26 protein-coding genes are annotated in these 25,022 nt (G+C 56.1%); 8 read left to right on the forward strand and 18 right to left on the reverse strand.

Annotation, left to right across the window (positions count from 1 at the left end):
• Position 1 precedes the first annotated feature (1 nt).
• Genes recG through gmk form a run of 5 tightly spaced genes read right to left on the reverse strand, consistent with a single transcriptional unit; the run spans position 2 to position 5,868 of the window.
• Positions 2–2,083, reverse strand: coding sequence for an ATP-dependent DNA helicase RecG (recG, locus tag DBY73_RS14930; RefSeq protein WP_112011881.1), 2,082 nt, complete (start codon positions 2,081–2,083; stop codon positions 2–4).
• A gap of 3 nt (positions 2,084–2,086) precedes the next feature.
• A complete protein-coding gene (trmH, locus tag DBY73_RS14935) occupies positions 2,087–2,776 on the reverse strand; it encodes a tRNA (guanosine(18)-2'-O)-methyltransferase TrmH (protein WP_112011882.1) in 690 nt (229 codons plus the stop codon).
• A gap of 4 nt (positions 2,777–2,780) precedes the next feature.
• Positions 2,781–4,895, reverse strand: a complete 2,115-nt coding sequence (gene spoT / locus DBY73_RS14940; RefSeq protein ID WP_112011883.1) for a bifunctional GTP diphosphokinase/guanosine-3',5'-bis pyrophosphate 3'-pyrophosphohydrolase — start codon at positions 4,893–4,895, stop codon at positions 2,781–2,783.
• 19 nt (positions 4,896–4,914) lie between these two features.
• Positions 4,915–5,190 carry a DNA-directed RNA polymerase subunit omega gene (rpoZ, locus tag DBY73_RS14945; RefSeq protein WP_000135058.1) on the reverse strand — a complete coding sequence of 92 codons (276 nt, stop codon included), beginning with the start codon at positions 5,188–5,190 and terminating at the stop codon, positions 4,915–4,917.
• Positions 5,191–5,244: 54 nt separating this feature from the next.
• A complete protein-coding gene (gene gmk, locus DBY73_RS14950; protein WP_028017843.1) occupies positions 5,245–5,868 on the reverse strand; it encodes a guanylate kinase in 624 nt (207 codons plus the stop codon).
• Positions 5,869–6,119: 251 nt separating this feature from the next.
• Here gmk and ligB point away from each other — a divergent pair, with 251 nt between their 5' ends.
• Complete coding sequence (gene ligB, locus DBY73_RS14955) at positions 6,120–7,790, forward strand: NAD-dependent DNA ligase LigB (RefSeq protein WP_112011884.1); 1,671 nt, start codon at positions 6,120–6,122, stop codon at positions 7,788–7,790.
• 2 nt (positions 7,791–7,792) lie between these two features.
• Here ligB and DBY73_RS14960 read toward each other — a convergent pair whose 3' ends face one another.
• Together DBY73_RS14960 and DBY73_RS14965 are read right to left on the reverse strand one after the other, a co-directional pair.
• Positions 7,793–8,410: a trimeric intracellular cation channel family protein gene (locus DBY73_RS14960; protein ID WP_112011885.1), complete on the reverse strand. Its 618-nt coding sequence runs from the start codon at positions 8,408–8,410 to the stop codon at positions 7,793–7,795.
• Between the two features lie 204 nt (positions 8,411–8,614).
• Positions 8,615–9,478: a YicC/YloC family endoribonuclease gene (locus DBY73_RS14965; protein WP_112011886.1), complete on the reverse strand. Its 864-nt coding sequence runs from the start codon at positions 9,476–9,478 to the stop codon at positions 8,615–8,617.
• A gap of 124 nt (positions 9,479–9,602) precedes the next feature.
• Here DBY73_RS14965 and rph point away from each other — a divergent pair, with 124 nt between their 5' ends.
• Positions 9,603–10,319: a ribonuclease PH gene (rph, locus tag DBY73_RS14970; RefSeq protein ID WP_112011887.1), complete on the forward strand. Its 717-nt coding sequence runs from the start codon at positions 9,603–9,605 to the stop codon at positions 10,317–10,319.
• Positions 10,320–10,386: 67 nt separating this feature from the next.
• Positions 10,387–11,028 carry an orotate phosphoribosyltransferase gene (gene pyrE, locus DBY73_RS14975; protein ID WP_112011888.1) on the forward strand — a complete coding sequence of 214 codons (642 nt, stop codon included), beginning with the start codon at positions 10,387–10,389 and terminating at the stop codon, positions 11,026–11,028.
• An 83-nt stretch (positions 11,029–11,111) separates the two neighbouring features.
• On the opposite strand, the gene slmA is transcribed toward pyrE, so the two are convergent.
• From slmA to coaBC, 3 genes are all read right to left on the reverse strand, one after another.
• The gene (gene slmA, locus DBY73_RS14980; protein ID WP_112011889.1) at positions 11,112–11,708 is read right to left on the reverse strand and encodes a nucleoid occlusion factor SlmA; all 597 of its coding nucleotides are present in this window, start codon (positions 11,706–11,708) and stop codon (positions 11,112–11,114) included.
• A gap of 119 nt (positions 11,709–11,827) precedes the next feature.
• Entirely contained in the window at positions 11,828–12,286 is a 459-nt protein-coding gene (dut, locus tag DBY73_RS14985; RefSeq protein WP_146745779.1) for a dUTP diphosphatase, read from the reverse strand.
• Positions 12,264–13,475 (reverse strand): bifunctional phosphopantothenoylcysteine decarboxylase/phosphopantothenate--cysteine ligase CoaBC, encoded by a 1,212-nt coding sequence (gene coaBC, locus DBY73_RS14990; RefSeq protein WP_181573243.1) that lies wholly within the window; start codon positions 13,473–13,475, stop codon positions 12,264–12,266. The genes dut and coaBC overlap by 23 nt, the downstream gene beginning before the upstream one ends.
• 175 nt (positions 13,476–13,650) lie before the next feature.
• Here coaBC and radC point away from each other — a divergent pair, with 175 nt between their 5' ends.
• From radC to mutM, 4 genes are all read left to right on the forward strand, one after another.
• Positions 13,651–14,316: a DNA repair protein RadC gene (gene radC, locus DBY73_RS14995; RefSeq protein WP_112011892.1), complete on the forward strand. Its 666-nt coding sequence runs from the start codon at positions 13,651–13,653 to the stop codon at positions 14,314–14,316.
• Positions 14,317–14,533: 217 nt separating this feature from the next.
• Entirely contained in the window at positions 14,534–14,770 is a 237-nt protein-coding gene (rpmB, locus tag DBY73_RS15000) for a 50S ribosomal protein L28 (protein ID WP_013511031.1), read from the forward strand.
• 22 nt (positions 14,771–14,792) lie between these two features.
• On the forward strand, positions 14,793–14,960 hold the full coding sequence (gene rpmG / locus DBY73_RS15005; RefSeq protein ID WP_003024094.1) for a 50S ribosomal protein L33: 168 nt from the start codon (positions 14,793–14,795) through the stop codon (positions 14,958–14,960).
• 72 nt (positions 14,961–15,032) lie between these two features.
• Positions 15,033–15,842 (forward strand): bifunctional DNA-formamidopyrimidine glycosylase/DNA-(apurinic or apyrimidinic site) lyase, encoded by an 810-nt coding sequence (mutM, locus tag DBY73_RS15010; protein WP_112011893.1) that lies wholly within the window; start codon positions 15,033–15,035, stop codon positions 15,840–15,842.
• 42 nt (positions 15,843–15,884) lie between these two features.
• On the opposite strand, the gene coaD is transcribed toward mutM, so the two are convergent.
• From coaD to rfaQ, 8 genes are all read right to left on the reverse strand, one after another.
• Entirely contained in the window at positions 15,885–16,364 is a 480-nt protein-coding gene (coaD, locus tag DBY73_RS15015; RefSeq protein WP_112011894.1) for a pantetheine-phosphate adenylyltransferase, read from the reverse strand.
• 3 nt (positions 16,365–16,367) lie between these two features.
• Entirely contained in the window at positions 16,368–17,138 is a 771-nt protein-coding gene (locus DBY73_RS15020) for a glycosyltransferase family 2 protein (RefSeq protein ID WP_112011895.1), read from the reverse strand.
• On the reverse strand, positions 17,138–18,412 hold the full coding sequence (waaA, locus tag DBY73_RS15025) for a lipid IV(A) 3-deoxy-D-manno-octulosonic acid transferase (protein WP_112011896.1): 1,275 nt from the start codon (positions 18,410–18,412) through the stop codon (positions 17,138–17,140). Before waaA ends, DBY73_RS15020 begins: the two co-directional genes overlap by 1 nt.
• 94 nt (positions 18,413–18,506) lie before the next feature.
• Complete coding sequence (locus tag DBY73_RS15030; protein WP_112011897.1) at positions 18,507–19,598, reverse strand: glycosyltransferase family 9 protein; 1,092 nt, start codon at positions 19,596–19,598, stop codon at positions 18,507–18,509.
• 39 nt (positions 19,599–19,637) lie between these two features.
• Complete coding sequence (locus DBY73_RS15035; protein WP_112011898.1) at positions 19,638–20,624, reverse strand: glycosyltransferase; 987 nt, start codon at positions 20,622–20,624, stop codon at positions 19,638–19,640.
• A 34-nt stretch (positions 20,625–20,658) separates the two neighbouring features.
• Positions 20,659–21,750 (reverse strand): glycosyltransferase, encoded by a 1,092-nt coding sequence (locus DBY73_RS15040; protein WP_112011899.1) that lies wholly within the window; start codon positions 21,748–21,750, stop codon positions 20,659–20,661.
• Positions 21,747–22,880, reverse strand: a complete 1,134-nt coding sequence (locus DBY73_RS15045; protein ID WP_112011900.1) for a glycosyltransferase family 4 protein — start codon at positions 22,878–22,880, stop codon at positions 21,747–21,749. The genes DBY73_RS15040 and DBY73_RS15045 overlap by 4 nt, the downstream gene beginning before the upstream one ends.
• Positions 22,873–23,949 carry a putative lipopolysaccharide heptosyltransferase III gene (rfaQ, locus tag DBY73_RS15050; RefSeq protein WP_112011901.1) on the reverse strand — a complete coding sequence of 359 codons (1,077 nt, stop codon included), beginning with the start codon at positions 23,947–23,949 and terminating at the stop codon, positions 22,873–22,875. The genes DBY73_RS15045 and rfaQ overlap by 8 nt, the downstream gene beginning before the upstream one ends.
• Positions 23,950–24,060: 111 nt before the next feature.
• On the opposite strand from rfaQ, the gene DBY73_RS15055 reads away from it, so the two are divergent.
• Positions 24,061–25,020, forward strand: a complete 960-nt coding sequence (locus DBY73_RS15055; protein WP_112011902.1) for a polysaccharide deacetylase family protein — start codon at positions 24,061–24,063, stop codon at positions 25,018–25,020.
• Positions 25,021–25,022: the final 2 nt, after the last annotated feature.

The raw sequence follows: 25,022 nt of genomic DNA on the forward strand, positions 1-25,022 counted from the left end.
GTCAGGCATTAGAATAGCGCTCGGTTTCCGGCATCCAGCGCTCGATTAGCGCGTTAGCCTGTTCCGGGTAACGTTCATGAATATGGCGGGCAAGGCGCTGAACTTCGGGGATCAGCGCCTGATCGCGCAGCAGATCGGCCACTTTGAACTCGGCGTTGCCCGTCTGACGCGTGCCCAGCAGTTCGCCAGGGCCGCGTATCTCCAGATCTTTTTGCGCAATCACGAAGCCATCGTTGCTGTCGCGCAGCACCTGAAGGCGCATCTGCGCGGTCTTTGACAGCGGCGCTTTGTACAGCAGCACGCAGTGTGAGGCGACCGCGCCGCGCCCCACGCGCCCGCGCAGCTGGTGGAGTTGCGCAAGGCCGAGTCGCTCCGGGTTTTCGATGATCATCAGGCTGGCGTTCGGCACGTCCACGCCCACTTCGATGACCGTTGTCGCAATCAGCAGGTGTAACTCACCCTGCTTGAATGACTGCATGACCGCCTGCTTTTCTGCGGGCTTCATGCGCCCGTGCACCAGGCCAACGTTCAGCTCCGGCAGGGCGATCTTAAGTTCTTCCCACGTCGCTTCCGCGGCCTGGGCTTCCAGCAGCTCAGACTCTTCAATCAGCGTGCAGACCCAGTACGCCTGACGTCCTTCCTGGGTACAGGCGTTGCGCACGCGATCGATGATATCGCTGCGGCGCGTGTCAGGAATTGCTACGGTAGTGACCGGCGTGCGTCCCGGCGGCAGTTCGTCAATGGTGGAGGTATCCAGATCGGCGTAGGCCGTCATTGCCAGCGTGCGCGGAATGGGCGTCGCGGTCATGATCAGCTGATGCGGATGGAAGCCTTGCTGCAGCCCTTTCTCCCACAGCGCCAGGCGCTGGTGGACGCCAAACCGGTGCTGTTCATCAATGATGACCAGCGCCAGGCCATTAAACTGTACCTGTTCCTGGAAAATGGCGTGCGTACCGACAATCATCTGTACCTGTCCGCTGGCAATTGCTTCCTGCTGTGCGATGCGCGCCTTGCCTTTTTGCTTGCCTGCCAGCCAGCCGACATCCACGCCGAGCGGGGCAAACCAGCTGCGGAAGTTATTCGCGTGCTGCTCTGCCAGCAGTTCGGTGGGAGCCATCAGCGCCACCTGCTTGCCGTGGGCAATTGCCCTCAGCGCGGCCAGCGCGGCAACCAGCGTCTTACCGGAGCCAACGTCGCCCTGAACCAGGCGCATCATCGGTACATCAAGCGCCATATCGCGTTCTATTTCTGCGGTCACGCGCGCCTGCGCGCCGGTTGGCTTAAACGGCAGCGAGGCCAGCAGCTTATCCTTGAGATCGTCTCGTGGGCTTAACGGCTGAGCGTGGAAACGCTGCGCGCCCGCGCGAAGCGCGAGCATGCTCAGGTTATGTGCCAGTAACTCTTCAAGGATAAGCCGCCGCTGGGCTGGATGTTTGCCGCTTTCTAAATCACTGAGCTGAAGGGACGGCGGCGGACGGTGCAAGGTACGCAGCGCTTCCGGCAGGCTCATCATGCCCTGCGCCAGCTCCGGTGGCAGCAGTTCGTTGATGGCGCAGGTATCGAGTAGCTCCAGCGCCTGGTCGGTAAGCTTGCGCAGCGTCGCCTGCTTAATGCCTTCAGTCGTCGGATAAACCGGCGTTAGCGTTTCCTGCAGTTCCGGCATGCTGAGATCGCCCTGCACGCGATACTCCGGGTGGATCATCTCCGCGCCGTATTTACCGCGTTTAGCTTCACCATACGCCAGCACGCGGCGCCCAGTGGCAAGGCTGTTTTTCATCGCCGCGTTGAAGTTGAAAAAGCGCATCGTGAGAATGCCGGTGCCATCGCTTATCTGGCAGGTCATCATCCGGCGTCCGCCGAAGGTGATGTTGCTGTTCAGAACTTCGCCTTCAACGGTGGCATAAATACCGGGAAGCAGGTCGCCAATTTTATACAGCTGGGTGCGGTCTTCGTATCGGAGGGGGAGGTGGAGCAGGAGATCCTGCACGGTATGCAGTCCAATTTTAGCGAGCTTGCTGCTTTGCGCCGCGCCCACGCCGGTCAGCGTATTGAGCGGAATGGCATCCAGCAGGCGGCCTTTCATCGCTTATCCCGCATACTGCATAGTGGCCCACCACGCGGCATCGGCTTCAATCTCGCCCTGCGCGTTAACGTGGGGATACGGCAGTTTTTTCTGCTTCGCAACGCGAGCCAGCACCGGGTAGCCGCCTTCGAACAGCAGGCGCTGCTGCTCATCTTCCGGCAGCATGCTGTTGCTGCGCTCGTACATGCCTGCGTTCTGACGCTGGCGCTGCGCTTCATACAAAATCAGCGCCGAAGCGACCGAAACGTTCAGAGACTGCACCATGCCGATCATGGGAATAATGATATCCCGATCCGCCAGATCCAGCGCTTCCTGCGTGATCCCGGTTTTCTCCTGGCCCATCAATATGCAGGTTGGCCGGGTGTAGTCGATCTCGCGGAAATCCACGGCTTTATCAGACAGGTTGGTCGCCAGCACCTGCATACCGCGGCCTTTCAGGTGCGATACGGCTTCACCGATGGTGTGATGCGTTTTAACGGAAACCCAGCTGTTACTGCCTGCGGCGGTAGATGCCATGGTGCGCATGCGCGTACCCGGCCAGACGGCGTGCACTTCATGCACGCCGACAGCGTCTGCGGTGCGGACAATGGCAGAGACGTTATGAGGTTTGTGGACCTGCTCCATGCAGACCGTCAGGTCAGGCTGACGCCTGGCGAGCATTTCGCAGATACGTGCATAACGTTGTGCATTCATAAAGCTAGTTTCTGTTTCGGGTGACTTTAATGACGTCCGGCATGACGCGGATCTTGCGCATGATATTTGCCAGATGCACGCGGTCGCGGGCCGTCAGGCGAATAAAGGCGCTGTACACGCGGCCATCTTTTTCTTCCGTATTCAGGCTTTGAATGTTGGACGTGGCCGTGTTGATTGCCGCAGTCAGGTTTGCCAGTGCACCCTGGTGGTTAAACATATCCACCTTGATTTCAGTGATAAATTCCTGCGCCGTCTCTTTATCCCACTCGACCGCCATGAACTTTTCAGGCTCTTTCTGGTAGCCGCGAATGTTGCGGCAGGACTCGTGGTGGATGACCAGGCCTTTGCCTGGACTCACGTGCGCAATAATCGGATCGCCCGGAATCGGTCGGCAGCATTTAGCGAAGGTGATGAGCACGCCGTCTGCGCCTTTGATAGGCAGGTGTCCGTGGCCTTGCGCTGCGGCTGGAACGGCGGTTGCGTCTCCCTGCTGCAGGTTCTTGGCGACCACGACGCTCATAGCGTTACCAAGGCCAATTTCGGCCAGCAAATCATCCAGCGAGGCGAGCTTCATGCGCTCCAGCTCATGCTGAATATTTTCCGGCGGGATCTCTGCCAGCTTACGGCTGCCGCCCAACGCGTGGTTGAGCAGTCGACGCCCGAGGCTAACGGAATCATCGCGCTTGAGGTTTTTCAGCAGCTGGCGAATCTTGGCGCGCGCTTTTGAGCTGACGACAAAGTTCAGCCAGGCCGCGTTCGGACGTGCGCCCGGCGCAGTAATAATTTCCACCGTCTGGCCGCTGGAAAGCGGTTGAGACAGCGGATAAGGCTGCCTGTCGACGCGCGCACCCACGCAGGCGTGACCGATATCGGTATGCACGGCGTAAGCGAAGTCAACCGGCGTTGCGCCCGCAGGCAGTTCGACAATGCGCCCTTCAGGTGTGAAAACGTAAATCTCATCCGGGAAGAGATCGGATTTGACGCTCTCGATAAATTCAAACGAGCTACCCGCACTCTGCTGGAGTTCCAGCAGGCTTTGCATCCAGCGCTGGGCGCGGATTTGTGCAGTGGTGCTGCTTTCGCCGCCGTGCTCTTTGTAAGCCCAATGCGCAGCCACACCCATCTCTGCCATCTGGTCCATGTCTTCGGTGCGGATTTGCACCTCAACAGGCACGCCGTGCGGGCCGATCATCGAGGTGTGTAAAGATTGATAGCCGTTCGCTTTGGGAATGGCGATGTAATCTTTCACGCGACCCGGACGCGGCTTGTACAGGCTGTGCATCTGGCCCAGTACGCGATAACAGGTGTCGGAGTCATGAACAATCACGCGGAATGCGTAAATATCCATGATCGAGTGAAAACGCTGCTCTTTAAGCACCATTTTGCAGTAGATCGAGTACAGGTGCTTTTCGCGACCGCTAACGCGGCACGGTATTCCCGCTTCCTGCAAGCGCCCTTCGATTTCAGAGAGGATTTTTTGAATCATCTCTTTACGGTTGCCGCGTGCGGCTTTAACCACCTCTTTGATCACGCGATAGCGGTTTGGGTACAACGCTTCAAAACCCAGCTCTTCCAGCTCGGTTTTAATGTGATGAATACCTAAACGGTGCGCCAGCGGGCTATAAATTTCGAGGGTTTCACGGGCGATGCGGCGACGCTTGTCCGGGCGGAGTGAGCCCAGCGTGCGCATGTTGTGGGTGCGGTCAGCGAGCTTGATGAGGATGACGCGGATATCCTGCACCATCGCCATAATCATCTTGCGGAAGTTTTCGGCTTGCGCCTCTTTCTTATCGCGGAATTTAAGCTTATCAAGCTTAGAGACCCCTTCCACCAGTTCGGCAACGCTTTTACCAAACAGCTGTTCCATATCCTGGTAGGTGGCAGGGGTATCTTCAATCACGTCATGCAGCAGGGCAGCCATCAGCGTTTCATAGTCGAGTTTCATCTCGGCCAGAATGCAGGCTACCGCTACCGGGTGCGTGATATAGGGTTCACCGCTTGAACGTGTCTGACCCTCGTGAGCGTCACGTGCAACGAGATACGCCTGCTGAAGACGTTTGATCTGGTCTTCAGGCAGGTAGGTTTGAATCAGTTGATTCAGGCTTTCAAACAGATACAAGGGCGACCCGCAGGTTTAATTAACGACGACCTTCAGCAATGGCGGTTACGGCCTGCAGTTCTGCGGCTTCCTGCTCTTGCTGCTCCTGGCGCTCACGCACGTCGAGGATCTGGTTGTTAATCAGACCTTCTTCGATTTCGCGAAGTGCAATAACGGTGGTTTTATCGTTTTCTTCCGGTACCAGCGGATCTTTGCCGCCTACCTGCATCTGACGAGCGCGACGCGCGGCGACCAGCACCAGGTCAAAACGGTTACCAATTTTCTCTACAGCGTCCTGAACAGTTACGCGTGCCATACTTAAAATGCTCCACAGGTGAAGAAATGACTGGGCATGATACTGAAAGTGGGTTCAGTCTGCCAACAGTTTGGTGATTAAAGCGTCATGTCGCTGCTTCTGGCGGCTCATGCGCAGACGTTCTGCACGAAGAATGGTTTTGAGATCGCTCAGCGCGGCATCAAAATCATCATTCACAATAAGGTAATCATATTCCGCGTAATGGCTCATTTCTGCAACTGCCTGCTCCATACGCTTTGCGATCACTTCTTCGCTGTCCTGGCCGCGGCCGCGCAGGCGGCGATCCAGCTCATCTTTCGACGGCGGCAAAATAAAGATGCTGCGTGAATCCGGCATTTTCTTGCGAATCTGCTGGGCACCCTGCCAGTCAATATCCAGAAACACATTCACGCCGGTTGCCAGAACCTGCTCAATCGTTTCACGCGAGGTTCCGTAGTAGTTACCGAAAACTTCCGCGTGTTCAAGAAACGCGTCTCTGCCAATCATTGCTCTAAATTCGTCATGATTTACAAAGAAATAGTGTTCACCGTGCACTTCACCCGGACGCGGCGCTCGCGTGGTGTGAGAAACAGAAACCTGCGTGTCGTACAACGGTTGGGTTTTTAACAGTGCCTGAATAAGGCTGGATTTACCCGCGCCACTAGGGGCAGAAACAATATAAAGCGTGCCTTGAGCCATGAGAGTCTTTTGTATGTGTTAGCGAAGAAGTCCTACATACGGGCTTATTATACACGTCGCCGCTGTGTGACGTAGCCTTTGTCACACTTTTTCCCGTGGATTATTGAATTTTGCGTGCCGTTTTCAGGTTTTACGTGTGGTTTACAGCAATAAAAATAAATCTTTGAAAGCGTCTCGCAGGACAAAAGGTTGCTGTTAGCGCTGTTTTACGCCTCGGGGTATATCTCCTTTAACGTAAAGGAGGAGTAACAATGTGGCGATGGATAAGCGGATTGATGCTGTTGTGGTGTGGGTACGGCGCGGCGGTGTGCCCCGTCTGGTCGCAGGCTAAAGCAGATAAAGAGATTACGGCGTTAAGCAATCAGATCAAGGGCTGGGACGATAGCTACTGGAAGCAAGGCGTAAGCGAAGTGAGCGACGAGGTTTATGACCAGCTCAATGCCCGGTTAGCGCAGTGGCAGCGCTGTTTTGGCCAGGAATCTGCAGGGAGTGGCCTTCCAGCTCTGGTAGGAAACGTACCTCATCCGGTTGCCCATACGGGCGTACGTAAAATCGCCAGCAAGGAAGCGCTGCGGGAATGGATGCTGGCGCGTCACAACCTGTGGGTGCAGCCCAAAGTGGACGGCGTTGCGGTCACGCTGATCTACCGTAACGGCACACTCTCCCAGGCCATAAGCCGTGGCGATGGGATAAAGGGCGAAGACTGGACGGCGCAGGTACGTTCGATCCCGGCGGTTCCTGCTCGTATAAAAGGCGCGCTCGGCAATAGCGTGTTGCAGGGAGAGCTTTTTCTCCTGCGCGATAACCATATACAGCAGCAGATGGGGGGAATGAACGCGCGCGCAAAGGTGGCGGGTGCCATGATGAGGCAAACGGATCGCACTTTGCTAAGCCAAATAGGCATATTTATCTGGGCCTGGCCGGATGGCCCGCACTCCATGCAGCAACGGCTTGTCGAGCTGTCTGCTGCGGGCTTTGATTTAACGGCACGTTTCACCCTTGCGGTTCACTCTGTGGATGATGTCGCCAGGCAGCGCGCGCAATGGCTAACGGCGCCGCTACCTTTTGTGACGGACGGCATTGTCGTGCGTTCAGAAAATGAACCTGCCGGTGAACGCTGGCTGCCAGGAGACGGAAGCTGGGTTGCGGCATGGAAATATACGCCTGTTGCACAGGTTGCTGAAGTACGGGGCATTCAGTTTGCGGTAGGTCGTACCGGAAAGATTTCCGTTATGGCGGCGCTTGAGCCGATACGGCTGGACGATAAACGCGTGCAGCGAGTCAGCCTGGGATCGGTTGGGCGCTGGCAGCGGCTGGACATTGCGCCGGGCGATCATGTCATGGTGAGTCTTGCCGGGCAGGGAATTCCCCGTTTCGATAAGGTCGTCTGGCGAGGGGCCGATCGGCAAAAACCGCAGCCTCCGGTATCGCATTTTCATTCGCTGACCTGTTTTTACGCCTCACCCGAGTGTCTGGAGCAGTTTATTGCGCGCCTTTCGTGGTTAAGCTCGAAGCAGGGGCTGAATATTAAGGGGCTTGGCGAGTCTGGCTGGAGAGCGCTGCACCAGGCGCACCGTTTCGAGCATATTTTTTCATGGCTACAGCTCTCACGGGAGCAGCTGTCGGCCACGCCGGGCTTTTCTGCGGCGCGCGGGCTGGCGCTTTGGCACAGTTTTAATCTGGTGCGCGAGCAGCCGTTTATTCGCTGGATTACGGCGATGGGAATACCGATGACGAAAGCCGCGTTAAGCGCGTCTGGCGCGGATTCCTGGCATGCGATGCGTAAGCGTAACAGCGCTGACTGGCAGACCTTGCCCGGAACGGGGGCGGAGAAGGCAAGGCAAATTATTCATTGGCTGCAAGACTCTCAAGTTAATGCGCTGGCAGCGTGGCTGGCTGAGCAGCACATCAACGGTTTTTAAACTCAGTGGGCGTTGTGCTTATAGTCAAACACCGGGAGCCCCAGCTTCAGGCGCAGCGCCAGCATTCGGGCCGTAAAACCAAACAGCAGCGTGGAGATGACCACGACGTCGTGGTTGGAAACATAATGCTGCAGGGCAACGTAGAGCACGGCCGCTGCGAAGGAGATCCCCGCATACAGCTCTTTCTGGAACACCAGCGGAATGCGTTTGCAAAACATATCCCGCAGCACGCCGCCGAATACACCGGTAATGACGGCAGCAATAGTGGCGATGACGGGGCCTTCACCCATATCGAGCGCTATTTGTGCACCGATGATCGAAAATACGATGAGGCCAAGCGCATCAAGCACCAGGAACAGCCGGCGCAGGTGAGGCATAACGGGGGCGACGATGGTGGTTAAAACGGCGGCTGTCGCAACGATAATCACGTACTCGGGGTTTTTCACCCATCCCAATGGATAATGTCCAAGCAGGATGTCGCGTACGGAGCCGCCGCCCAGCGCGGTCGCGGTAGCAATGATGATCACGCCGAAGGTGTCCATACGACGACGTCCGGCAGCCAGCGCGCCCGTCATGGCTTCTGCGGTGATGCCAATGAGATACAGAATATGAAGCAACATATAACCTCCGGTCAGAACGCGGGCAGGTTAGCGATTTGTGCGCAATATCACGATTGAGATTTTCTAAGGCGAGTCATTTTGCCCTATAAATTTTTATCACGTTATGCTGGTTAGGCTTTATGAGAGGCGGTGAGAGGGAAAAATGAGTGTCTGAATGGATTAGAAATAGTAATGGGTGGCGCAGCCTACACCACCCAAAAGACATTACTCGATATTCTGGATCTGCTCGCGCATCTGCTCGATCAGAACCTTCAGCTCAATTGCAGAATTGGTCACTTCGGCATTGATGGACTTAGACGCCAGGGTGTTCGACTCGCGGTTGAACTCCTGCATCATAAAGTCGAGGCGGCGACCCACGGCTTCTTTTTTCTTCAAGATGTTGTAGGTCTCTTTGACGTGTGCCTCCAGACGATCCAGCTCTTCGGCCACGTCCACGCGCTGTGCCATCAGCACCAGCTCTTGCTCCAGACGGGTGTTTTCCAGCTGAACTTCCGCTTCTTCCAGTTTGGCGACAAGGCGCTCGCGCTGCCACTGCAACACTTCTGGCATATGAGTACGCACCTTCGCCACTTCATTGCTCACGCCCTCAAGGCGCTGCTCAATCATCCCTTTCAGCGCCTGGCCTTCGGTCTCGCGGGCAATGATAAAATCGTCCAGCGTGCCGTCGAGGGCGGCAAGGATTTCCGCTGTGATTGCGTCCAGGTCCTGCTCGCCGGCCGCCATAACGCCAGGCCAGCGCAGAATATCAACAGGGTTAATTTCGCCTTCATCGCTCTGCATTTTGACCCAGTTCGCTGCATTCACGAGCTGTTTCGCCAGTTTTTCGTTGAGGATCAGCTCGCCCTGCGCGCTGGCGTCCGGCTCGAAGCGCAGGTTACATTCTACTTTTCCGCGCGTCAGGCGAGTACGGATGCGCTCACGCACAACGGGCTCAAGGCTGCGGAACTGCTCCGGCATACGGAAATAGGTTTCCAGATAGCGCTGGTTTACCGAACGCATTTCCCAGGTGGCGCTACCCCAGCTACCTTTGATTTCACGGCGGGCGTAGGCGGTCATACTGCGGATCATAGATGTTCCCGTTTTTAAAGGAGAGATGGGGGGATTATAGCTTTCGGGGGCTTCTCAGGATAGGAATAAGCGTCCTTTATCCGTATAATGCGCAGCCACATTCGTTTCAAGCCGGAGAATCATCATGCGTCCAGCAGGTCGTAGCGCCAATCAGGTGCGTCCCGTCACTCTGACCCGTAACTATACAAAACACGCAGAAGGCTCCGTGCTGGTTGAGTTTGGTGACACCAAAGTGCTGTGCACTGCCTCTATCGATGAAGGCGTTCCGCGTTTTCTGAAAGGGCAGGGACAGGGTTGGATCACCGCCGAATACGGCATGCTGCCGCGCGCAACCCACACCCGCAATGCTCGTGAAGCGGCAAAGGGCAAGCAGGGCGGCCGTACTATGGAAATTCAGCGATTGATCGCCCGCGCGCTCCGCGCTGCGGTTGACCTGAAGACGCTCGGCGAATTTACCATCACTCTGGACTGCGACGTGATTCAGGCTGACGGCGGTACGCGTACCGCATCTATCACCGGTGCATGCGTTGCGCTGGCGGATGCCCTGAACAAGCTGGTGGCGGCCGGTAAGCTTAAAACCAACCCGATGAAAGGGATGGTTGCAGCCGTTTCCGTTGGGATCGTTAACGGTGAAGCCCTGTGCGATCTGGAATACGTTGAAGATTCCGCTGCCGAAACGGACATGAACGTCGTGATGACCGAGGACGGGCGCATCATTGAGGTGCAGGGGACGGCAGAAGGCGAGCCGTTCACCCACGAAGAACTACTCACCCTGCTGGCGCTGGCCCGAGGGGGAATCGAATCCATTGTTACGACGCAGAAGGCGGCGTTAGAAAATTGATTTTAAAGGCGACCAATGAGTCGCCTTTTTTTTGCCTGTAAGACAGAAAAAACAGAGGAGCGAATCCATGAAATCGTATCAGCGCCAGTTTATTGAGTTTGCGCTTAACAAGCAGGTACTTAAGTTTGGCGAATTTACGCTGAAATCCGGGCGCAAAAGTCCTTATTTCTTCAATGCCGGGCTGTTTAATACCGGGCGCGATCTGGCTCTGTTAGGCCGCTTCTACGCCGAAGCGCTGGTGGATTCAGGAATTGATTTTGACCTGCTTTTTGGCCCTGCCTACAAAGGCATTCCGATTGCGACGACAACGGCGGTTGCGCTGGCAGAACATCACGATCGCGATGTGCCGTACTGCTTTAACCGCAAAGAGGCCAAAACGCACGGCGAAGGCGGCAACCTGGTGGGAAGCGCGCTGCAGGGCCGCGTAATGCTGGTGGACGATGTCATCACCGCCGGGACTGCCATTCGGGAATCCATGGAGATTATCCAGGCCAACGGCGCGACGCTGGCGGGCGTGCTGATTTCTTTAGATCGCCAGGAGCGCGGACGCGGCGAAATCTCCGCTATTCAGGAAGTTGAGCGCGATTACGGCTGTAAAGTGACGTCGATTATCACCCTGAAAGATCTGATTGCGTATCTGGAAGAGAAGCCTGAGATGGCGGACCATCTGGCTGCGGTGCAGGCATATCGGGAAGCGTTTGGCGTGTGATTTTTTGCCCGGTGGCGCTAGCGCTTACCGGGCCTGCGGAATTAGCAGGCCGGATAAGGCGAAGCCGTCATCCGGCAAAAATATTACTGCAGCTGTGCTGCGACCAGCGGCCAGCGGGCGTCAAAATCTTCCGTTGGACAGTATTTAAATTCGCTGCGCACAAAGCGGGAGAGCATCCCCTCACAAAACGCCAGAATCTGGCTTGCCAGCAGCGTTTCATCAGTAGTGTAGCCCTCGCCTTCACGCATTTTCTTCTCACGCAGTACCTGGCGCAGCTGCGCTTCGATGCGTTCGAAAAGCTGGTTAATGCGTCCCTGAAGACGGTCTTGCTCGAACATGAGCGCGTGGCCGGTCAGGATACGGGTTAATCCGGGGTTGCGTTCGCCAAAGCCCAGAATCAACAGCACAATCAAACGCAGACGTGCGGTAGTGTCTTTCTCATCTTTCAGGATCAGGTTGATGCGCGTGATCAGGCTGTCTTCAATAAATTCGATCAGGCTGTCGAACATCCGGGTTTTACTCGGAAAATGACGGTACAGCGCCGCCTCTGACACGCCTACGGACGCGGCCAGTTTAGCGGTGGTGATGCGTTGACTGCCATCGCTGGATTCAAGCATCAGAGCCAGAGATTGAAGTATTTCTTCGCGACGGTTCCTTTTCGCGGTTTGTTTTTCTGCCATGTTACAAAATACCCCTGAAAATAAGCACTGCCAGGCTGGCATCCACACAACGACCGCAAACAAGCGTTTGCGGTTTGTTATTGCATTATGGCGCGGTGAGATGCGTGTCTATCGGACGATTATTTGCGTCCGGAATGGCCGAAGCCGCCTTCGCCACGGTCGGTAGCGTCGAAATCTTCTACCAGGTTAAATTCGGCCTGTACCACCGGTACAAAGACCATTTGCGCAATACGCTCGCCGGGCTCAATAGTGAAGCTGTCCTGGCCGCGGTTCCAGACGGATACCATCAGCTGCCCCTGATAGTCAGAGTCAATCAGGCCGACCAAATTACCCAGCACGATGCCGTGCTTATGGCCCAAACCAGAGCGCGGCAGGATCACTGCCGCCAGCGACGGGTCAGCGATGTGAATAGCCAGGCCCGTTGGGAGCAGGGTCGTTGCGCCTGGAGCCAGCTCTACGGCGTCATCGAGACAGGCGCGCAGGTCAAGACCGGCAGAGCCGGAGGTGGCATAGGTTGGCAGCGCAAATTGCTTGCCAACGCGCGGGTCCAGAATCTTAACGTCGATTTTTTTCATCATAACGGGTAACGATCTCGTCCAGTAATTGTTGGCCCAGGAGTTCCTTGCGCTCAAGCGGTAAGATTTTATCTCCATCCTGCCAGAAAAGGTGCAGTGCGTTGCTATCGCTGTTAAATCCTTGCGTGGACAGCGATACATCGTTCGCGCAAATCAAATCGAGGTTTTTGCGGGTACGTTTTTGCCGGGCATATTCTTCCACATTATTTGTTTCGGCGGCAAACCCAACAACGTAAGGCCGACGGTCTTTCAGTGCGGCAACCCCGGCAACGATATCCGGATTTTTGACCATTTTTATTGTCAATTCATCGCCTTGCTTTTTGATTTTTGCATCGGCAATGGTTTCGGCACGGTAGTCGGCAACGGCCGCACAACCAATAAAAATGTGCTGTTTTTGTGCATGCGTCTGCACAGCGGCTTCCATCTCCAGCGCGGTGGTGACGTCAATGCGCTGGACGAACGGCGGCGTTGATAGCGAAACCGGACCGCTCACCAGCGTGACGTTCGCGCCGCGTTTGGCCGCTGCGGCAGCAATGGCGAAGCCCATCTTACCGGAGCTGTGGTTGGTGATATAGCGTACCGGGTCCAGCGGCTCGCGCGTTGGGCCTGCGGTAATCATGATGTTGAGATGTTGCAGATCGTTGACAGGCGAGAAATGCGAAGCCGCCATATCAACGATAGCCAGCGGGTCGAGCATACGCCCCGGGCCTACATCACCACACGCCTGGCTGCCGCTGTCTGGTCCCCAAATCAGCAGGCCGCGCGAGGCCAGCGTCTCAAGATTATGCTGGGTGGCGGCGTTGCGGTACATCTGCTGGTTCATGGCCGGAACAACGGCGACGGGCGCTGGCGTGGCAAGACAAATGGTAGAGACCAGATCGTTCGCCATACCCGCGGCAACGCGGGCAATCAAATCAGCCGTGGCGGGTGCCAGAATAACCAGATCCGCCCATTTTCCCAGCTCGATATGGCCCATCGCGGCTTCAGCTGCGGGATCGAGCAGGCTGTCGGAGACGGGGTAGCCCGAAACGGCCTGCAGGCTCAGAGGGGTAATAAAGGCTTTACCGCCTTCGGTTATAGCCACCCGCACATCGGCCCCGCGCTCGCGCAAACGGCGCACCAGGTCAGGCGTTTTATAGGCAGCAATGCCACCGCTTACGCCAAGAACGATTTTTTTACCGGCCAGGCTCATCATGATTCTTTCCTGTTGGGTTTCACCAGAGAGCGGGCATTTTATCACAATCCTAAAAGTGGGGTGATGCTGTCCGCTGTTGCACTTTGCGAGGCGTTACGCAAGAACACAAATTGCGGGTCGAACAGCCTGATAGCGCTGTGGCAGCATGGTGACAGCCATAAGGAGACCGAGCATGGAAGAGATATCACCGCTGCTGCCGCGCGAAAAAATGCTGCGCTATGGAATTACATCCCTGACCGATGCCGAACTGCTGGCGTTGTTTTTGCGTACCGGAACGTCGGGCAAGAGCGTGTTCGTACTGGCGCGCGACTTAATTGCGCATTTTGGTTCGCTGCATGGCCTGCTGACTGCTGAAATGGAGGCATTCAACGACGTTGGTGGCATTGGCGTGGCGAAATTTGCCCAGATCAAAGGCATCGCCGAGCTTGCGAGGCGCTTTTACACCGTCCGAATGCAGGAGGAAGACCCGATACTGACGCCGGAAATGACCCGCGATTTTCTGCAAAGCCAGCTGGCAGACGCGGAGCGCGAGATCTTTATGGCGATCTTTCTCGACAACAAAAATCGGGTGCTGAAGCATTGCCATCTGTTTTCAGGTACATTAAGCCACGTTGAGGTTCATCCACGAGTCATTGTGCGGGAAGCGATAAAAGTGAATGCAGCCGGGGTGATCCTCGCGCATAATCACCCCTCTGGCTGTGCAGAACCAAGTAGAGCCGACAAAGAAATTACCAGGCGCATTATTAAATGCTGCCAAATCATGGATATTCGCGTGCTGGATCATCTGATTATTGGCCGCGGAGAGTACATTTCCTTCGCCGAACAGGGTTGGATTTAGACTATTTCTCGCGATCCATCGGGATCTTTGTCTGTTCGGGACTTGAGCACACCGCCGAGTCAGCGTATACTACGCCACCTTTGAGAATCTCGGGTTTGGCATTTGGGCCTGGCAATCGAGAGTTCAATAGAACTATGCGATGACCGGGCTGTAAAGCCTGACGAGGCGCCGATACCCCATACGAAGCTCGAGCTAATTTGATTTTTGGAGAATAGACATGTCCCGAGTCTGCCAAGTTACTGGCAAGCGTCCGGTGACCGGTAACAACCGTTCCCACGCACTGAACGCGACTAAACGCCGTTTCCTGCCGAACCTGCACTCTCACCGTTTCTGGGTTGAGAGCGAGAAGCGTTTTGTCACCCTGCGTGTATCTGCTAAAGGTATGCGTGTAATTGATAAGAAAGGCATCGATACAGTTCTGGCTGAAATCCGTGCCCGTGGCGAAAAGTACTAAGTACTTAAAGAGGAAATAAATCATGGCTAAAGGTATTCGTGAGAAAATCAAGCTGGTTTCTTCTGCTGGTACTGGTCACTTCTACACCACCACGAAGAACAAGCGTACTAAGCCGGAAAAACTGGAACTGAAAAAGTTCGATCCAGTTGTCCGTCAGCACGTACTGTACAAAGAAGCTAAAATTAAATAATTTTAACCTTCCTGTACTGAAAAACCCCGCAACTGCGGGGTTTTTTGCATTCTGCATCTCAACGGAGGAACCATGCCTGAATTACCCGAGGTAGAGACCAGCCGCCGTGGCATCGAACCGCATCTGGCTGGTGCTACAATTCTTCATGCCGTCGTTCGCAACGGTCGGCTTCGCTGGCCGGTCTCCGATGAGATCCATGCCCTGAGCGATAAGCCTGTTCTCAGCGTTCAGCGGCGCGCTAAATACCTGCTGCTGGAGCTTCCTGACGGCTGGATTATCATCCATCTTGGGATGTCCGGCAGCCTGCGTATCCTTACCGAAGAGCTGCCTGCGGAAAAGCACGACCACGTTGACCTGGTGATGAGCAACGGCAAGGTGCTGCGCTACACCGATCCGCGTCGTTTCGGCGCTTGGCTGTGGACAAAAGAGCTCGAAGGGCATAGCGCACTGGCGCATCTGGGGCCCGAGCCGCTCTCTGACGCGTTTAACGCAGAATACCTGCAGCAGAAGTGTGCAAAGAAGAAAACCCCAATTAAGCCCTGGCTGATGGATAACAAGCTGGTGGTTGGCGTGGGGAACATCTATGCCAGCGAATCGCTGTTTGCGGCCGGGATCCATCCCGATCGGCTTGCCTCTTCGCTCTCGCCGCAGGAGTGCGAGCTGTTGGTCAGAGTGATTAAGGCCGTGCTGCTGCGCTCGATTGAGCAGGGGGGAACGACGCTGAAGGATTTCCTGCAAAGCGACGGCAAGCCGGGCTATTTTGCGCAGGAGCTGCAGGTCTATGGTCGAAAAGGGGAGCCGTGCAGAGCGTGCGGAGCGCCGATTATTGCGACAAAGCACGCGCAGCGCGCGACGTTTTACTGCCGCCAGTGTCAGAAGTAGGGCCGTTGCAGGCCGGGCAGGCACAGCCCGGCAGTCAGACGGCTACTTCAGCTTTTCCATTAACGCCCGGTGAACGTTATCCGGCAGGAAATGGGTCACGTCGCCCTGGTGCCGCGCAACCTCCTTCACCAGCGAGGAGGAGATGAACGACCACTCTTTCGACGGCATCAGGAACACGCTTTCCAGTTCCGGCATCAGGTGGCGGTTCATGTGCGCCAGCTGCATCTCATACTCAAAGTCCGCCACCGCGCGTAAGCCGCGGATCAAAATGTTGGCCTGCTGGGCGCGAGCGAAGTTGGCCATCAAATCGCTAAACCCGACCACCTCAACGTTTGGCAGATGCGCAGTGGCGTCCGTCGCGAGCTGAACGCGCTCGTTCAGGTCAAACATGGGTTTCTTGGAGGGGCTGGATGCAATCGCCAGTATCACCTTGTCGAACATGCTCGCCGCGCGGGTGATGATATCAAGATGACCGTTGGTGATCGGATCGAAGGTACCCGGATAAATCGCTTTTGTGCTCATGGCTCACGTTTTCTCTGAGTAGCCGCGGCACAGCGCCCACAGCTCGGTGTATTTGTTGAAAGTATACTGGGCATTTACCACTGCCAGTAACCATCCCTGCTTGCCGTCCAGCACGCCGCCGCGCAGCAGCAGCGTTTTCAGAAACGCGCCCAGCGTATGGGTGAAAATCCCGGACAACGAGACCTTCTTGCCGCGCTGATGACGCTCCTGCGCCCACGCGGTGGCGTAGTTAAGCTGTTTGCGCTGGAAGCTGGCAAAGTCGCGGCAGGTCAGGTGAAGCAGGTCGCCCGCGAGCGGGATCACCGCCGCGCCGTCGCAGGCCAGTGATTCATGCACCAGATTATCGTTATAGCGATAGCGCTCGCGCTCATAAAGGCGCGTGACGCGATCGGGATACCAGCCGCTATGGCGCATAAAGCGGCCAAGGAAGTAGTTGCGACGCGCGATGCTGTAGACCGCACTGGGCTGAGGGGCGGCAAGGACCGCTTGAATCGACTGCCTCAGCTCCGGCGTGATGCGCTCATCGGTGTCGATCATTAAGACGTAATCGCCGGAGGCATAAGACTGCGCGCGCTGGCGCTGGATGCCGTAGCCTTGCCAGTCGGTATCGACATAAACCTTTACGCCCGCGGCTCGGGCAACGTCTACGGTAGCATCATCGCTGCCGGAGTCGAGCAGGACGATCTCGTCGGCCCAGCTGACGGAGGCCAGGCAGTCCGGCAACAGGTCAGCGGCGTTTTTGGCGATCATCACGACCGACAGGCGCGTAGGCATCAGTGGCTCCGCTGAGGCAAATAGGGCTGCAGAAGCTGTAGCAGGCGGGTCAGCGCGCCCTGGTTCTGATGCAGTACTTCGACAGCATGACGGCCATACCACAGGCGGTAATCTTCGTCGGTGAGAAGGGTCGAAACCTCTTTCACCACCGAATCCGCATCGGTCACGGTAATCAGGCCGTCGGCCTGCTGCAGCTTGGCGCAGATATCTTTGAAGTTAAACGTGTGCGGCCCCATCAGCACCGGGATGGCGTGCGCGGCAGGCTCAAGCGGGTTATGGCCGCCGCGCTCAACCAGGCTGCCGCCCACAAACGCCAGATCGGCAATGCCGTAAAGCAGCATCAGCTCGCCCATCGTATCGCCAATCACCACCTGCGTGCTGCCGGAAGGCACTTCACCGCTGCTTCGCAGGGTAAAGCTGAAGCCGCCTTTCTGCACCATTTCACGGGCATCTTTAAAGCGCTCCGGGTGGCGTGGAACCAGAATCAGCAGCAGGTCCGGGAACTGCTCAAGCAGCTTGCGGTGCGCCTGCAGGATAATTTCCTCTTCGCCGTCGTGGGTGCTGGTGGCAATCCACACCTGACGGCGCGGGGCCCACTGGCGGCGCAGCGTCACCGCGCGGGCAGCCAGCTCGGGGGTTACGGAAATATCAAACTTGAGGCTGCCAGTGACTGCCAGCTGGTTGCGTTTGAGGCCAAGAGCGATAAAACGCTCAGCGTCTTCTTCATTCTGGGCGGCAATGAGCGTGATTTTGCCGAGCAAGCGACGCATGGCTTTCCCGAGCTTGCCGTACCCTTTTGCCGAGCGCTCCGAGAGGCGGGCGTTGGCAATCACCAGCGGGATTTTGCGGGCGTTCAACGCTGAAATCATATTGGGCCACAGCTCGGTCTCCATCACGATCACCAGCTTAGGGCGAACGGTATTGAGGAAACGGTTCATGGCGCAGGGCAGGTCGTACGGCAAGTAGACGTGATGGACGTCTTTACCGAATGCGGACATCACGCGTTCGGAGCCGGTAGGCGTCATGGTGGTGACGGTGATCGGCAGTGACGGATAGCGGTGGCGCAGCGCGCGCACCAGCGGGATCGCCGCCAGCGTCTCACCGACAGAAACGGAATGCAGCAGTATTCCCTCGGGCGCAACCTTGTTTTTACAATATCCATAACGCTCGGCCCAGCGTTTTCTGTAAGCGGGAGCCTTCCTGCTACGGAGGAGCAAGCGCAGCCAGACCAGCGGTTGTATAAGGTAAAGCAAAGTGGTGTAAAGCAATTCCAAGGGTTCTATCCGTTTTTTTGTTTTGGCGGGCAAATTCTAAGCATTTAGCGGTACTAAAGCTATCTCTTTGGCTCTGTTGCCTGCGCTGAGGCGTTCAGACGGGGTTTGCCGCCAGACATTGGTTAATGGCGCTATATACATCCGCGACGTCGATTCGACTGATGCCGACATTGTCATCGTCTGATACCAGCACGTGATGCAGGGCGCTGTCCTGCATGGGGGCTGCGCCGTCAACGTACATTTGACCGCCGTATAGCCCAACGGTCGGCGTTTTCAGCGCAACGGCGATATGGAGCGGGCCGGTATCCCCTACCACGAGGCAGGTAAAGCCAGCGATTTTTGCCGCCAGCTGTATAAGGTTAGTCGTTCCCGCCAGATTGTGAACGCGCGCTTGTTGGCCCGTCAGGGCATCAATAATGCGCTGGTTAAGCGCCTTTTCCGCGTTTGCACCAATCAGCACGATCTCAAGATCGGGATGCTGCGCTAAGAGCATTTCAATAACCTGAGCGAACTTTTCCACCGGCCAGCAGCGCTCCAGGCTTGATGCACCGGCGTGTATGCCGACCACCGTTTTTTCTGGCCGCTCCGGCGTGAAGGGCGCGGGAATAAACATCTCTTTCGAGGGCATATCGATGCCAATCGATTTCAAGAGCTGCGCTTTTTGATCGATGAGATGAATATTGCCCTGTTTTCGGTTATCAAAATGGGCGGACAAAAACCGCGCCAGCGCAAAGTTTTCCTGACCCTGATAGTCGTTGTAATAGACGTCCTTGAAGATATACGTCGAACGGCCTAGCGAGGCGGCAATGATGTCGTAAGGCGTGCGGGAATGGAGGATAAACGTAGCATCGACCCTGTGCTTACGCAGGAATCCGGCCAGCTTCAGCACGTCGTTCGCCTTTCCGTTCCAGTAAAAGATATCCGTGAACAGGTTGCTTCCCGCCGCGAGCGCTTCGTTGCGCTGGTTCATTACCAGCAGTAGCTTTGCGTCAGGCCAGCGCGCTTTTAACGCAGCGATTGCCGGCGTATTGAGGATAAAATCCCCCAGGGCCGTTGTTGAGAAGATCGCAATGGTTTTCAGCTTATCTTCGGGTGAGAAACGCGTGATTTTTTTCACGCTGTAGCCGGTGGCTTTCCAGATCGTCAGAAATACGCCTGCGGCTACCTGTTTTGCAACTTTGCTCATAACTCTCCGTAGCCGTTATTCAACGGCCCGCGTACCTGTTTAATTATTCAGCATCTTCTTTAAGCGCAAGTAACGGCGGCCAAGGCGCCAGCGCAGGCGTAAATCGTGAGCGTTAGTCCAGATGAGTTGCCAAATCCCGCGCTCGAAAAATTCACGAATCAGGGATTTTTGTTTTTCTTTGTCTTTCATCTCATCGATGGTGTGGATGATGCCCAGACCTTCTTTTGCAATCTGCCAGCGACAGGCTTTGATATCGCGCGTTTTATCGGCGTAGCGCCTGTTGATGGCATCCAGCATTTCGAGAATTTTCATATAGTGGTGCGCAGAGCGAATCAACGTGTCGTCGGTATCCGGCTTATGCGAGACGGACTCAGAATGGATGTAGTAATCGTAAAACGTCTTTTCTGTATATTGCACCCGCTCGGCGGCAAGTAAAACTTCTGTGGTCCACGGGATATCCTGATGCCGCAGGCCGGGCTCAAAGGAAAAATTCATCTGGCGGATAAAGGCGAGCCGGTAGATGTTTAGCCAGGTGACGTGCAGGAACTTACGCGAATCCAGCGCGCGCTTTAGCCAGACGTGGCCCGGCAGCACCGGCGTTGAAGAGAGCCTGTCGGTAGGGAAAATGGACTGTGGCTCGCGGCGATCCTCGTAGACATAGCGCCCGTTGCACGTTGCCACGTCAAGGTCGTTCTCTTCAGCCATGTTCAGCAGCGTGGTGTACATGCCGGGATAAAGCTTGTCGTCGATGTCCGGGAACGTGACGTATTTACCCGTTGCAACTGCCAGGCCCGTATTACGCGCAACCGATACGCCCTGATTGGGCTGGCTGATGACCTTCATATTGCTGAACTTCGTCTGCCACGCTTCCAGGATTGCCAGGCTGGAATCGGTGGAGCCGTCGTTCACCATGATCATTTCGACATCGCTAAGCTGCTGCTGCTCAATACACCTGAAGAAGGCATCGAGAAACTTTTCACCGTTATACACAGCGGCCACGATGCTTAGTAAAGGTGCGTTAGTCATATGAAACCTATTAATAGACAATGGGATCGTCAAATTAGCGATGAAGGTTGCGATATTCTTCGCAAATCGTGTTGACGTCGAATCGCGCAAGCTGGGTGGTATCGATTGCCGGCGGATTATGATAAATGCTTTGCATGGTCCGGGCCAGATCGTGGCTGTTCAGCTCGCTTAAGCCTCGCTGCAAATCACCCGTCAAAATCTCGACCGGGCCTCCCGGGCAGCGGGTACTGACCACCGCGGTTCCTAAGATGAGCGCTTCTACCAGCACGTTGCCGAAACCTTCGCTATCCGAGCTGACAACCAGCAGGCGCGCCTGTTTAATCCACGGTAGCGGGTTGGTCTGGAAGCCTTTGAAAAGCACCCTGTCACCGACGCCGGAACGCGCAGCCAGTTCCCGCAGTCGGGCTTCCTGTTCGGCATTTCCCTTGCCCAGAAGCACCAGCGGCGCGCGAATACCGCTTTCTGCGTAAGCTTCAATCAGACGGTCATGACGCTTTGCCGTGTGGAAGCGGCCAACGTGAATCAGGTAATCTTCACCCGCCATTTCGCAGGGTGCCTGCGCATTTTCCCGGATAGCATCGAGATCGAACGGGTTATAAATGGTACATAGCTTCGTTGGCGTTATGCCAAACGCGTCAATCAGATCCTGCCCTACGGCGCGGGATACGCCAACAATCCGCCGCTGCTGATAAACGCGTTTAACTTTTTGCTTTTTAAGCCATCGGGAAAGCCCGGTTTTATTGCCGAGGTAGGAGGCAGAGAACACGCCGTGCAGGCAGAACCAGAGGTTGTGATGTCTCAGGCGCTTGCTGCGCGCCACGATGCGGTCGGTTTTGTGCAGGTTGGATAACACCAGGTCGAATTTACCCTCCTGCTCAGCTTCTGCGATGGCGCTGTCAAGCTGCGCGGCCCGACGAGATATCTCGGTGAGCTTGCGCCACGGCGTCCGGCAGCGGTCGGCGATAACGCGGTAATCCAGCCCTTCCGGCAGCGGGTAGGCGCAAACGTCCCTGAGTGAGAAAAGCGAAACGCGGTCGCCTTTACGAATAAAGTTTTCCGCCAGCGTAAGCACTACTTTTTCCGCGCCACCGCCGGGCAGGCCATCAATGACGAGCAAAATTCTCATTTTTTCTCCAGAAGTGCCTGATAAAAAGCAACCAGCTCTGTCGACAGGCGTTCAGATGTGCAACCCATAATGCGCTCTCTGGCGCGAAGCGCGGGATCGGAGCCCAACGCGCGGGAAGGTAACGCCATCACCGCCTGCGACAGCGCGCTAACGTCCAGCGCGTCGCAGACGTAGCCGTTAATGCCCTGCTCAATAAACTCGGCGCCGCCGCAGCCCGTGCTGGTGATGACAGGCAGACCGCAGGCCATCGCTTCGAGAATGACGTTAGGGAACGGGTCGTAAAGCGTGGGCAACAGCAGTCCGTCCGCCATCTGGTAAAACGGCAGCGTTTCCTGCTGAACGCCAAAAAAGTGCACCCGCGCTTCACAGCCCAGCGCTTTCGCAAGCTGCTGGTAGCGCGGCTGGTCTTTATCTTTGCCAACGACCAGGAGATGACGATCGGTAGGGGCAATCGCCTGAATCGCGGCGCTGAGGCCTTTACGCTCAAAGCCGGAACCGACAAAGATTAGGCAGCTCGCCTTTTCAGGAATCTGCCACTGCTGACGTAGCGGCAGCAGCGCCTCTTCAGAAGGCGGCAGGAAGCGTTGGCTATCAATGGCGTTATAAATGACGCGGATTTTGTTCTCAGAAATGCCAAAATCTTCGACGATCTCGCGTTTAACCATTTCTGAGTTACAAATGACGCCCCGCAGCTCGCTGGCGAGATACATCTCTTTTTCCGCGCCGATCACGTAGCGGTGATAGCGATCGTTAAGCAGGCGCTTTTGCTGCCAGGCGGGCAAAATACGGCAGCGCTGCTCAAGCCATCGGGAGTGAACCCCGTCGCCTGCGCGATACAGATCGCAGCCGGGAATACGCTCGTGGCTTTGAACGAGGTCAAACTGCTCGGCCTGCCATAATTTTCGGGCCGCATGGGCGAAACCACGCTCGCGGCTGATTCTGCCCCACTTCATCGGGTTACAGATGTGGATGTGCCACTCGGGTTTGACCGGTCCGTCCCACTCGCGGGTAATCACGTTAAGCTCAAGGTCCTGAGCGTCCAGCGCTTCAAGCGCGCGGGAAACGAAACGTTCAGCCCCGCCGTCCGGGCGGTACTTTTGTCTGACGATCGCCAGGCGATATTTATTCATGTAATAACCTTTTCGCCGCGTCGATCACGACGGAAGCGGGGATCAAATCCAGATAACGTTCGCTGGTGCGGGTATCAATGTCGTCGGGATCGGGAAGCTGCCCGTAGTCCCCCGCCCAGATAACCTCGCCTTTTGCCTGCCAGGGGCGCCAGAACGTCAGCTTAGACGGGCCGAACAGGGCGATGAGCGGCGTTCGCAGCGCGGCCGCCATATGCATCGGGACCGAGTCGACGCCAATAAAGAGTGAAGCATGGTCGATGAGCGCCGCCAGCTGGCGCAGCGTAAGCCGTCCGGCGAGCGTATGCGTTTTATCGCTTTGACAGCTGGAAAGAATAGCATCGACCATCTGGCGCTCTTTCTCGTCCGGACCGGATGTGATGACCACATGGTGACCGGCATCGGTGAGCGCCCGAATAACCTCGGCCATTCTCTCTTCCCGCCAGCATTTGAAGAACCAGCGCGACGTCGGCTGAACGACAACATAGCTGCCCGCATTTTCAGCTAGTAAAGACTGACAAAACTGCCAGTCATCTGGCGTATAGGCCATGGTGGCGGGCGCGGTGCGGGTGTCGATGCCCAGCGGAGCAAGAATGGACAGGTTTTGCTCTACGGTATGCAGGCCAGCGTGATTATCGGTCGAGACGAGCTCGCTATGGCAGGCTCTCCACAGCGGATGGTGACGTTTCGGGAAGGCAAAGCCAATGCGCTGCGGCGCGCCGGTAAACCGCGTGATAATGGCGCTGCGCCACTGATCGGCCAGGTTGAGCACAAGGTCATAGCGTTTCTGGCGAAGCTGAGAGAGAAGCTGCCATTCCTGGCTCATTTGGAAGCGGACCCCCTGCTTTTTCCAGCGGCGGTCGATGGCATAAATGTGGTGGATTTCGCCGTAGGCTGACAACATACTCCGGGTTTCTTCATAGAGAAGAACGTCAATCTCAGCATCGGGATAGCGTTCTTTTAAGGCATGAACGACCGGTGTGACCAGCAGCATATCCCCATGGTGACGTAGTTTGATAATCAGAATACGAGAGGGGATTGTCGGTTTTCCGGAGGATGTTTTTAAGGTCATGCTTAACTCTTCGCCTGAGGCCCAATGGTCGATTTTAGGTGATTAGTCTGACTGAGAAAAGCTTTGTGTTACCCTAGCGAGGGGTAGCGTAACACTGTAAGGATGGTCCCAATGACTAAACCGGCGTTTCTGATAACGATTGATACTGAAGGGGATAACCTCTGGCAGAAGCACAGCAGTATCACCACCGAAAACGCGCGCTTTTTACCGCGTTTTCAGTCGCTCTGCGAAAAATACCGTTTTAAACCGGTTTATCTGACCAACTACGAGATGGCGGTCGATCCGTTTTACGTGGAGTTCGCGCGCGACGTCATCGCTCGCGGAACCGGCGAAGTGGGTATGCATCTGCATGCCTGGAACAGCCCGCCGGAGGTGCCGTTAACGGACGACGACTGGCGCTACAAGCCCTATCTTATCGAATATCCCGATGCGCAGATGCGCGAGAAAGTCGAGTTTATGACGCACCTGCTGGAAGACACCTTCCAGACCAAAATGGTTAGCCACCGGGCGGGGCGCTGGGCATTCGATGAGCGCTATGCGCGTTTGCTGGTGGAGCTAGGCTATCAGGTTGATTGCTCGGTCACCCCGAAAGTGGACTGGCGCACGGCAAAAGGCGCTCCGCAGGGGACGGGCGGTACGGACTATCGTCATTTCCCACATCATGCCTACTTTATGGACGAGAACGACATCAGTAAGCCAGGGACCTCTTCGCTGCTTGAAGTGCCGATGAGTATTCAGTACAAGCATTCTGCGCTAATCAATACCCTCAAGCAGGGCTATGACCGCCTGAGAGGTAAGGTTCGCTCACCTTCCGTGAACTGGCTACGCCCTGCGGGGGGAAACGTCGACACGATGAAACGCGTCGTGCAGCAAACCCTTGAGCAGGGCAGCGATTACGTTGAATACATGCTGCACTCATCGGAATACATGCCCGGTGGCAGCCCGACGTTTAAAACCGAAGCAGAGATTGAAGGACTGTATGACGATCTTGAAGCGCTGTTCAGTTCGCTGCAAAACCAGTGCGAGGGAATGACGCTGGCAGAGTACTACCAGCGTAAAACAGGCGTGTAGGG

Source organism: Enterobacter sp. RIT418 (genome assembly GCF_003057745.1).
GTDB lineage: Bacteria > Pseudomonadota > Gammaproteobacteria > Enterobacterales > Enterobacteriaceae > Enterobacter.